The sequence below is a fragment of the Funiculus sociatus GB2-C1 genome (assembly GCF_039962115.1).
Taxonomy (GTDB): domain Bacteria; phylum Cyanobacteriota; class Cyanobacteriia; order Cyanobacteriales; family FACHB-T130; genus Funiculus; species Funiculus sociatus.
Genome location: NZ_JAMPKJ010000032.1, coordinates 58,471 through 68,940, shown reverse-complemented (window position 1 = coordinate 68,940; position 10,470 = coordinate 58,471). Strand labels below are relative to the sequence as shown.

General features: G+C 46.2%; 5 protein-coding genes and 1 pseudogene. 5 read left to right on the top strand and 1 reads right to left on the bottom strand.

Annotation, left to right across the window (positions count from 1 at the left end):
- Positions 1-320 precede the first annotated feature (320 nt).
- Positions 321-897: pseudogene (locus tag NDI42_RS16095) on the bottom strand (helicase); the annotation flags it as partial.
- A 682-nt stretch (positions 898-1,579) separates the two neighbouring features.
- Between NDI42_RS16095 and NDI42_RS16090 the strand changes: the two are divergent.
- The 5 genes from NDI42_RS16090 (at position 1,580) to NDI42_RS16070 (ending at position 10,459) form a co-directional block, all read left to right on the top strand.
- A complete protein-coding gene (locus NDI42_RS16090) occupies positions 1,580-3,307 on the top strand; it encodes an amidase family protein (protein WP_190455295.1) in 1,728 nt (575 codons plus the stop codon).
- A gap of 73 nt (positions 3,308-3,380) precedes the next feature.
- Positions 3,381-5,045 carry an amidase family protein gene (locus tag NDI42_RS16085; RefSeq protein ID WP_199311151.1) on the top strand — a complete coding sequence of 555 codons (1,665 nt, stop codon included), beginning with the start codon at positions 3,381-3,383 and terminating at the stop codon, positions 5,043-5,045.
- An 84-nt stretch (positions 5,046-5,129) separates the two neighbouring features.
- Positions 5,130-6,824: an amidase family protein gene (locus NDI42_RS16080; protein WP_190455293.1), complete on the top strand. Its 1,695-nt coding sequence runs from the start codon at positions 5,130-5,132 to the stop codon at positions 6,822-6,824.
- Positions 6,825-6,894: 70 nt separating this feature from the next.
- Positions 6,895-8,592, top strand: coding sequence for an amidase family protein (locus tag NDI42_RS16075; RefSeq protein WP_348231429.1), 1,698 nt, complete (start codon positions 6,895-6,897; stop codon positions 8,590-8,592).
- Between the two features lie 70 nt (positions 8,593-8,662).
- Positions 8,663-10,459, top strand: a complete 1,797-nt coding sequence (locus NDI42_RS16070; RefSeq protein ID WP_348231428.1) for an amidase family protein — start codon at positions 8,663-8,665, stop codon at positions 10,457-10,459.
- Positions 10,460-10,470 lie beyond the last annotated feature (11 nt).

Here is a 10,470-nt window from a genome sequence, read left to right as displayed (position 1 = left end):
TCCTAGAGACAACTCTTGTGTTGGCAAGTCGTAAGACGACTCAAGGATTGTCTAAGGAGCAACAAACTACAGAGAGCTTGATGAGCGCGGTATACCGCGCTGATGGAGTATTTCCAGTTGAAAAATTTCCTCTCGTGCTGACTCCAGGCTATTAGCTCTGGGCGATCGCGTTGCCAAAGCAAGTCGTAAGATGGCTCAAGGATTGTCTAAAGAGCAACAAACTACACGGAGATTAATGAGCGCGGTATACCGCGCTCATGGAGTATTTATAGTTGAAAAATTCCTTCTGGTGCTGACTACTCTCCCTTCAACAATCCTGGCTACGACCCAACCCAGGAGTTAAACCTACTCAACAACTCCTCAAATAATGGCTCCCCAAAACTCATCAACCGCAGCGAAGGCATTTCATCAAATAACTCTGGATAAAAAGTAAAGCCGTAGTTCCGCCCTTTGTAAGTAAGCTGCCAGGTGCGGGAGTTCTTGCTTTCCAACACTGCGCCACAAGACCTGAGAATTGCTGAAGTGGTAAATAGCTGCTCAATCGTCTCTGGTCTAACAGGAGCCGGGGAAATTGGCTTGCGGATGTCCTTCCAAGTCAGCCTCCACGTCCATTGCCACCATCTCTTCCAAAGTCGGACGTAGGGGTGGAGTACAGAGTACCTGGTCAAATTCTGACATCAAAACGTCCTCTTCTTCGGGGTCGGCACTCATCGCTGCTTGTTCGATAAACGTAGGAACTTGAGCCAGAATCGGTTGCAGATTGCCGACAACGGTGGCAAAAGCATTGATGCGATCGCGTAATTTCCGATACACCTTCGCTTCTACCGTGCCGTCATAGTAGAAGTTGTGAATCTTGACAGTGGGATAAATCTGCCCGATTCCGTCTAAGTGTCGAATAACAGATAATTTGTCATCTTAACAAATTGTTGTCGTTGAGCGTTTCTATCGCTACCAAAGCCTAGATATATTTGGATGAAGAAAAGCTGGAGTTAAGACAATTATGGCTTTAAAGAGAAATTTCTACCAAAGTGTTACTTAGCCCAAAACCTCTATTGGAAAAGATTTGAAAGGTTTTTGGATTAACGACACTGATGTGTTAATAGCGACAAATAATTTGTTATCTGACAGCCTGTCCCATCTATTGGAGGTCATGGTGGAGTATGTCAAATAGATTGTGTCAAGCAGGTATAAAGTTTGCTTCCTCAACCCTTTTCAAACATCCTCTCAACTCAGAACCGTAACTTTCTGTTCAAAATCCTCCTCTGGTGTGAGATTGGAAAAATTTTTAGATAGAAATTGCAAGACTGTATTGTACAGAACAAAAACAGACTTGTTTGTACTCTTAAATATTCTCGTACCAACTGACTTGATATAACACCCCACTTTGACAATTCATTTGTCTTACCTGTGCGGACAAGGTTTTAGAATTATAAACTCTACAACCTCGGTTTTCCGTTGGAATTAAAAAGGAAATAATCCAGCAATAATTTTGACACTAAGATTATTTAGTTTCAGTAGTTGATGGTCACTTATTCATTTCATTCACCGTTATTCATTCATCACTTGTCAGGGGTGCTTCATGCTCAAAACCATCAAACGCTCGGCGGTTATTTTAATGACTCAAGCCTTTGTTATGGGGTTGTTACCAATATCAGTGCTAGCTGCAACATTTGAGTTAGAAGAAGCAACAATTGCCGAAATCAACAGAGCATTTGATGCAGGGGCACTGACCGCTGAGGAGCTGGTGCAGCTTTATCTCAATCGCATTGAAGCTTATGAAGATAGTGGACCTAAGCTAAATTCAATTACAACACTCAATCCAAATGCATTGGAAACAGCTGCGGCACTGGATTTAGAGCGGCAGCTCTATGGTCCTAGAAGCCCTTTGCATGGAATCCCTATCCTGCTGAAGGACAACATCGACACGTTTGATTTACCAACTTCCAATGGCTCGGTCATCTTGAAGGATTCTATTCCACCTGACGACGCTTTTATCACTCAAGCATTGCGGGATGCTGGAGCGATCATCTTAGGCAAAGCAGCAATGGGAGAATTTGCTGGAGGTAGCTACAACACGATCGATGGGCAAACCCTTAACCCTTATAATTTCAATCGCAACACAGGAGGGTCCAGTAGTGGTTCTGGAGCTGCTGTTGCTGCCAACTTGACTGTTCTTGCTATTGGAACCGACACTAGTACCTCTGTGCGAGGCCCCGCATCGTTTAACGGCATTGTGGGGCTGAGACCAACAACAGGGCTGATCAGCCGAGATGGTATTGCACCCAAAAATTTGACCTTTGATACAGCAGGCCCGATGGCTCGTACCGTAACGGATATGGCTCTTCTGCTCAATGTCATTGCAGGTGTTGATCCTGCCGACCCCCTTACCCTTGAGAGCGAAGGAAAGATTGCTGAAGACTATACCAATTTTCTCGTTAAAGGTTCACTGAAAGGGGCTCGCCTGGGTGTTTCGCGTGATTTCTTTGGTGGCGATCCAGAAATTGATGCGCTTGCAGAACAGGCGATCGCCAAATTAGAAGAATTGGGAGCCGAGATCATCGATCCTGTCCTTTTCTCTCCAGAATTTATTGATTTCTTTGTTCGGGGTCAGGGACCTAATATTAGAACGATCGCCGATTACCGCTTTAAAGCCGATTGGGATGCTTATTTAGCAACTCTTGGACCAGAGATTCCCAAAACCGTAGAGGAGTTTATCGAGATATACGAAACGGAAGTCAATCAATCTCCGCTTCCTGTGGAGAACAGCGTTCTCAACTTATTGAAGAGAGCCGCCGCTACATCTACTAACGATCCCGCTTATAAGAACCTCATCGAGAATGTGTTGCCTCAAGCAACGGAGCTAAAGCTTGCACTCTTTGATGCCTACGATTTAGACGCGCTTGTCTTTCCGTACCAAACCAGTTTTGCACCTCCCATTAATAATCCGGTTTACTCTGTTAATGATCCCAACTTTGTGAGATCGAGCATTCCTAGCCCTGCAACCATAGCAGGCTATAGTTCGGTTGGATTCCCAGGCATTGTTGTGCCAATGGGGTTTGGTTCACAGGGATTGCCTACAGCTATTTCCTTCTTTGGAAAACCCTATGAGGAAGGAAAGCTAATCAGCTATGCCTATGACTATGAGCAGGCAACGAAGCTACGCGCTCCCTCGCCACTTGTTCCATCGCTTCCTGGTGAAAGGATTGAGTATGAAACTGTGCCTGAACCAGGAATAGTGATCGCTTTAGGAGTTGCTGGGTTATCAGCTTTAGGGTTGAAGCGTAAAAGAACCCAAAGTTTAGCCTAATTTTATTGCTTGGGTTGAGCTATGTAAAACCCAAGCAACATCAATCATTTGCTTGAATAAAGGAACTAACACTGTGCTGAAAAGCATGAAGCGATCGGCTGTTTTGGTAGCAGCCCCAACAGTAGCACTAGGGCTTCTTCCGTTGGGGGCATTGGCAGCAACATTCCAGCTAGAAGAAGCAACGATCTCTAGCATCAATAGGGCGTTTGATGCGGGCGCTCTAACATCACAAGAGTTGGTGCAACTCTACTTAAATCGTGTTGAAGCCTATGACGACAAAGGACCTAGTCTTAATTCTATTATTACGATCAATCCCAATGCATTAGAGGCAGCAGTAGCACTCGATTTAGAGCGTCAAACCACTGGAGCGAGAAGTCTACTGCACGGCATTCCAATTCTTTTGAAGGATAACTATGATACGTTTGACCTGCCAACGAGTGCTGGAGCTACTGCCCTCCAAAATTCGATTCCACCAAATGATGCATTTGTAGTTAATAAGCTGCGAGATGCCGGAGCAATCATCTTGGGTAAAACCAATTTGGATGAGTTTGCTAGAGGTTCATCAGGGCTAAGCTCGGTTGGTGGACAAACAAAGAACCCTTACGCATTTGATCGTGTGCCTGGTGGGTCAAGCGGTGGCACAGGCGCATCAATTTCCGCTAACTTTGCCACGGTAGGCTTGGGAACTGAGACAGGTGTTTCTATCCGCAATCCGGCTGCTAACAATAGTTTGGTGGGTATTGCCTCCACCGCAGGATTGGTAAGCCGAGATGGAGTTGTTCCTATTTCATTTACTCAAGATCGAACAGGTCCTCTTGCCCGCACTGTAACTGATGCAGCGATCGTACTCGACATTATTGCAGGTTTTGATCCGTCCGATCCAGTGACGGCTAATAGCATCGGTCAAATTCCAGCAGGAGGTTACACCAGTCTTCTCGATAAAGATGCTTTAACCGGAGCCCGGATTGGGGTTTTTCGGGATTTGTTCCGTTCGGGTCCGATGCATGAAGAGGGGTTAGCGGTGATTAAGACTGCTATTACCGATATGAAAGCGCAAGGAGCCACGATTATCGATGATGTAACCCTGGGCTTCGATGTGTTTGGATTTCTCTCTAATTCTCGTGTTAACAACCTTGAATTTAAGTTTGCTTTAAATGATTATCTCGAAAGTCTTGGAGCTGAGGCACCCGTCAAATCCTTAACAGAAGTGATTGAAGACGGTAGATACCTCCCTCGCCTAGAAAACGGGTTAATTGCCTCCAATGCTGTGGAATCACTGGAGAACAATTCCAGTTATGACGAATTGATTGCCCGACGAAGTTTTCTCAGAAATGAAACGCTCAAAGTAATGGATGCGCTGGATTTAGATGCAATTGTGTATCCTATGAAAACTGTGCCTCCCGGAGTGATTGGTCAACCTGATCCAGAGTCAGATAACCCATTTACCTCGATCGCTGGACTACCAGGGATTGTCGTACCCGCAGGTTACACATCGGCTGGGCTACCGATCGGGATTGAGTTTTCGGGACGACCGTTTAGTGAAGCGGCACTGCTTGGTTTGTCTTATTCATATGAACAGGCAACTCAAAATCGGCGTCCTCCCCGTCTGTTCCCATCCCTATCGGGTGAAACGATCGAATATGAAACAGTGCCAGAGCCCGGAGTAGCGATCGCTTTAGGTGTCTTCGGGCTATCAGCTTTAGGTTTGAAGCGTAAGAAGGCACGAAGTCTAGCTTAATTTTGTTGATTGGATTCTGTAGAACTAATCCAAGTTACATCAATTATTCACCTGATTATAGGAGCGAATACTGTGCTAAAAAGCATGAAGCGAACAGCTACTAATGTAGCTATTCAAACGATGGCGCTAGGGCTTCTTCCGATTGGCGCGTTAGCTGCAACATTTCAGCTAGAAGAAGCGACTGTTTCTAGCATCAACAAGGCGTTTGATGCGGGCGCGCTAACATCTGAGCAATTGATTGGGTTATATCTCAATCGAATTGAAACCTATGATGACAGCCTTAATTCAATCATTACGGTCAATTCAGATGCCTTGGAAATTGCCAGAGCGTTAGACCTAGAGCGCCAAATGACTGGATCGAGAAGTCCGCTACATGGGATTCCAGTCATCCTCAAAGACAATTTTGATACATTTGATATGCCCACGACAGGTGGTTCTGATACGCTTGCAGGCTCGATTCCACCTGATGATGCTTTCCTGGTCAAACAGCTTCGAGATGCGGGGGCTATTATCTTTGCGAAAGCTAATTTAAGTGAGTTTGCCCTCACCGCTGGATGGAATGGCTATAGCTCCTTTGGTGGACAAACGGTTAACCCTTATATGTTAAATCGGGGTCCAGCTGGGTCTAGTGGTGGAACAGGAGCGGCGATCGCCGCTAACTTTGGTGTAATCGGAACAGGAAGCGACACGGGTGGTTCGATTCGCGGGCCAGCAGCAGCCAATGGAATTGTTGGCATCAAACCTACACGAGGGCTTCTTAGCCGAGATGGCATTATTCCTCTGGCTTTATCTTTTGATACGGGTGGACCGTTAACGCGAACTGTAACGGATGCTGCGATCGCATTGGGCATTATGACTGGCGTTGATCCTAACGATCCTGTCACCCTAGATAGTGAAGGTAAATTCTTTAAAGACTACACCTCTTTCTTGAAGAAGGATGCCTTAGGAGGTGCTCGGCTTGGAGTCGTCACTAACTTCTTTGGAGGGAATGTCGAAATCGATCAGCTGATTGGCGATGCGATCGAAGAACTGAAAGAGTTAGGTGCAGCAGTTGTTGAACCAATCACGCTTTCAGAAGAGTTTTTGACAGAGAGAAGTAGAATATCGAGTTTAATCTTCGATTCAGAGTTTCAACCCCAAATTGAAGCGTACTTAGCAACGCTTTCAGACGACTATCCAAAAACTCTCGAAGAGCTGATTGCAATTAGTGAGTCTCCTGAAATTGCAAACTCGACAACTCCAGTTAATCCAGGACGAATTGAAGTTTATAAGACAAACTTAGCCAGCGGAGGATATAGCAATCCTGACTATATTGATGCTGTAACTAGTGGTATTCCTTACGTCAAAAATACGCTCCAGTCTATTTTAGACAGCAACAAATTCGATGCGTTGATTTATCCCACAGCACGCTGCCCTGCCAGTCCCATTATCAATGTTGTAGACCCAACGTTTGTGTGTACATCTGGTCCGTCTGCAACCAACCTATCCAACATTTCTGGGTTTCCAGATATTCAGGTTCCCGCCGGATTTACATCGGATGGGCTGCCCACTACGATTTCTTTCCTGGGGCGCGATTACAGTGAACCCACTCTCTTAGGTTTCGCTTACGCCTACGAGCAAGCCACCAAACTACGTGCCCCTTCACCCCTGTTTCCCTCCCTACCAGGCGAAACAATTGAATATGAAACCGTACCTGAACCAGGACTCGCGATCGCATTAAGCGTCGTCGGGTTCTCAGTTTTAGGTTTAAAGCGTAAGAAAGTACAAAGTCCCGCTTAATTCGTTGGTTCGTTTTGCGTAGTTCAATTCAATTTGCACAAGCCATTCACCTGACTATGGAGCTAATACAATGCTGAAAAGCATGAAGCGAACGGCTACTTTAGTAGTGGCTCAATCAATAGCACTGGGGCTTCTTCCAATTGGTGCGTTAGCAGCAACGTTTCAGCTAGAAGAAGCAACGATCGCCGAACTCAATCGCGCATTTGATGCAGATGCATTGACATCTGAGCAGTTGGTGCAACTATATCTCAATCGCATTGAAATTTATGACAAGGCGGGAGAAACGCCGCTTAATTCTATTATTCTGACTAATTCAAATGCCTTAGAAACAGCACGAGCATTAGATTTAGAGCGTGAGCTTTACGGCCCGCGCAGCCCCTTGCACGGAATTCCAATTATTGTTAAAGACAACTACGATACGTTTGATCTACAAACTACGGCAGGCTCTTTATCGCTTGCAGGTTCAATTCCACCTGATGATGCATTCCAGGTGCAACGGCTGCGTGATGCAGGTGCGATCGTCTTGGCAAAGTCTAATTTGGCGGAGTTTGCTTTTAGTCCTCAGCGCAGTGTGAGTTCGATTTTAGGAACGACTCGCAACCCCTATGATCTGAGCCGTGTTCCTGCTGGCTCCAGTGGCGGAACAGGAGCAGCAGTCGCGGCCAACTTTGGAACAGTGGGCTTGGGAACTGATACAGGTAACTCGATTCGAGGTCCGTCTTCTCACAATGCTCTGGTTGGTATTCGCTCTACGATTGGTCTAACCAGCCGCGATGGCATTGTCCCACTCAATCTCTACCGTGATATTGGTGGGCCAATGGCACGAACGGTTGAAGATGCTGTACTCGTTTTTGAGGCGATCGCAGGCTACGATCCAGCCGATCCATCAACTGAAGCGGTGAAGAATCTAACGCTTCCTGACTACAGCGAATTTCTCGACAAAAGCAGCTTGAAGGGAGCGAGATTGGGAGTGTTGGATGAGTTGTTTAGACCATCCAGCGGAAGTACCAGAGCAGCAACGGCTAGTCCAGAAATTGAGAGGTTAATGGATGAGGCGATCGCTGATTTAAGATCCCAGGGTGCGATCGTTGAGCCTACTGTGATCCCTGACTTTGACGCACTGGTAACTGCTACAGGTGGCTGCAACCGATTTGAATACGACATTAATAACTATTTGGCTAGCCTTGGACCCAATGCTCCAGTAAAATCCCTGGACGAAATTATTGCGTCTGGAAAGTTTGACCCAACCGTTACTGAGAGCCTGATTGCTGGAGCGGCTGTTGAGGATGTACCACCTGAACAGCGAGCAGTTTGTCAGACAGCAGAGGCAAACCGAGATGTGATGCGTACGGCAGTGTTAGATGTTCTCGATTCTAACAAATATGATGCATTTATCTTTCCAACCTGGAGCAATCCGCCTCGGTTAATAGGCGATGAAACCAGTCCAAATGGCAACAACAGCGGTATCACTGCTCCACCCACAGGTTTTCCAGCAATCACAGTGCCAATGGGTTACAGCATCAATAATACCCTCCCCGCAGGACTGCAATTCTGGGGCCGCCCCTTTGATGAACCAACACTCATTGGATTGGGGTATTCCTACGAGCAAACAACTAAACACCGTCGTCCTCCATCACTTTTCTCGGCGCTTCCTGGAGAGGAGATCGAATATGAGACTGTACCCGAGCCAGGAGTGGCGATCGCATTAAGCGTCATCGGGGTCTCAACTTTAGGTTTGAAGCGTAAGAAAGTACAAAGTCCCGCTTAATGGGTTGGTTCGTTTTGCGTAGTTCAATTCAATTTGCATAAGCCATTCACCTGACTATGGAGTTAATACAATGCTGAAAAGCATGAAGCGAACGGTTACTTTAGTAGTGGCTCAAACGATAGCGTTAGGACTCCTTCCCTTTGGAGCGTTAGCAGCAACGTTTCAACTAGAGGAAGCGACGGTCTCTGAAATTAACAAAGCGTTTGATGCAGGTGCAATAACATCAGAGCAATTGATTGAGCTATATCTCAATCGAATTGATACTTACGATGACAGTCTTAACTCAATTATCACGGTTAATTCAGATGCACTAGAAATTGCTAGAGCGTTAGATATAGAGCGTCAAACAACGGGCCCGAGAAGCCCACTGCATGGAATTCCAGTTATTCTCAAAGACAACTACGATACCTTTGATCTGCCTACTACTGGTGGATCAATTACCTTAGAAGGCTCAATTCCACCAGATGACGCTTTCCTCGTTAAACAATTGCGAGATGCAGGAGCGATTATCCTTGCTAAAGCTAACTTGAGCGAGTTTGCTTCTAGTGGAGGACGGGATGGATACAGCTCCTTTGGAGGGCAAACGTTAAATCCTTACAACTTGGTGCGTGGGCCCGCAGGGTCAAGCGGTGGTACTGGTGCTGCGATCGCTGCTAACTTTGGTGTAATCGGCACAGGAAGCGACACAGGTGGATCAATTCGTAGCCCGTCTGCTCATAATGGGCTTGTTGGAATTAAACCCACTTTAGGGCTATTGAGCCGTGATGGGATTATTCCATTAGCCTTGTCTTTCGATACTGGAGGACCGATGACAAGGACGGTAGAAGACGCTGCGATCGCTCTAGGAATTATGACAGGGATTGATCCTGCTGACCCTGTGACGCTTGAGAGCGAAGGTAAGTTTTTTAAGGATTATACGCAGTTTCTCGATAAGAATGCACTTCAAGGAGCGCGTATTGGCGTATTGCAAAACTTCTTAGGCGGCAACGTCGAGGTAGATCAGTTATTTGAGGATGCTGTTGACCAACTAACTGACTTAGGAGCAACCATTGTTGAGACAAGCTATTCTAAGGAATTTCTTGAGGAGCGGAGCCAGATATCAACGCTTATATTTGATTCAGAGTTTCAACCTCAGATTGAGGCGTATCTAGCTACGTTGGAGGGAGATTATCCCAAGACACTGGAAGAAATTCTAGCGATTAGTACTGATCCGGATGTCGTAAACTCCGATCGCTCTGTCGCACCTGGGCGTATTGAGTCATACAGGCGAAACCTGGCAAGTGGAGGGCTAACCAATCCCGATTACATTGATGCGGTCGAAAATGGTATTCCGCTTGTGAGGAAAACTGTTTTAGACCTAATGGATAGTAATGATCTTGATGCATTAATTTATCCAACTCGAAATTGTCCTGCTGTTCCCATTTACACGGTAGAAGACCCAACCTATATTTGTGATGAAACTGTCCCTGCTGCACGAAACATCGCGAACATTACCGGTTTCCCCGATGTTCAAGTGCCGATGGGTTTCACATCCGATGGGTTGCCGCTAACTATTTCTCTTTTTGGTCGTGCCTTCAGCGAACCCACATTGCTTGGATACGCTTACGCCTATGAACAAACAACAAAATTCCGTAGCCCACCACCACTTTTCCCTGCTCTTCCAGGAGAGGAGATTGAATACGAAACAGTACCCGAACCTGGCATGATTCCAGCTTTGGCTGTGCTAGGAATTAGCGCTCTTGGAATCAAATTCGTCAAGCGGCGTAACGGTCAACCCCAAGGAACGTACAAAGCGATTTTGCCTGTAGCTTACGAGGAAGCGGTTGGCAATTCAGCGGTTGTTTGTGTTGATGCAAACCGACTCTAAGATACTAGCGG

What these genes read in the sequence shown, in the direction of transcription:
- NDI42_RS16075 (WP_348231429.1), top strand. Translation starts at nt 6,895, where the DNA reads ATGCTGAAAAGCATGAAGCGAACGGCTACTTTAGTAGTGGCTCAATCA.
- NDI42_RS16070 (WP_348231428.1), top strand. Translation starts at nt 8,663, where the DNA reads ATGCTGAAAAGCATGAAGCGAACGGTTACTTTAGTAGTGGCTCAAACG.
- NDI42_RS16080 (WP_190455293.1), top strand. Translation starts at nt 5,130, where the DNA reads ATGAAGCGAACAGCTACTAATGTAGCTATTCAAACGATGGCGCTAGGG.
- NDI42_RS16090 (WP_190455295.1), top strand. Translation starts at nt 1,580, where the DNA reads ATGCTCAAAACCATCAAACGCTCGGCGGTTATTTTAATGACTCAAGCC.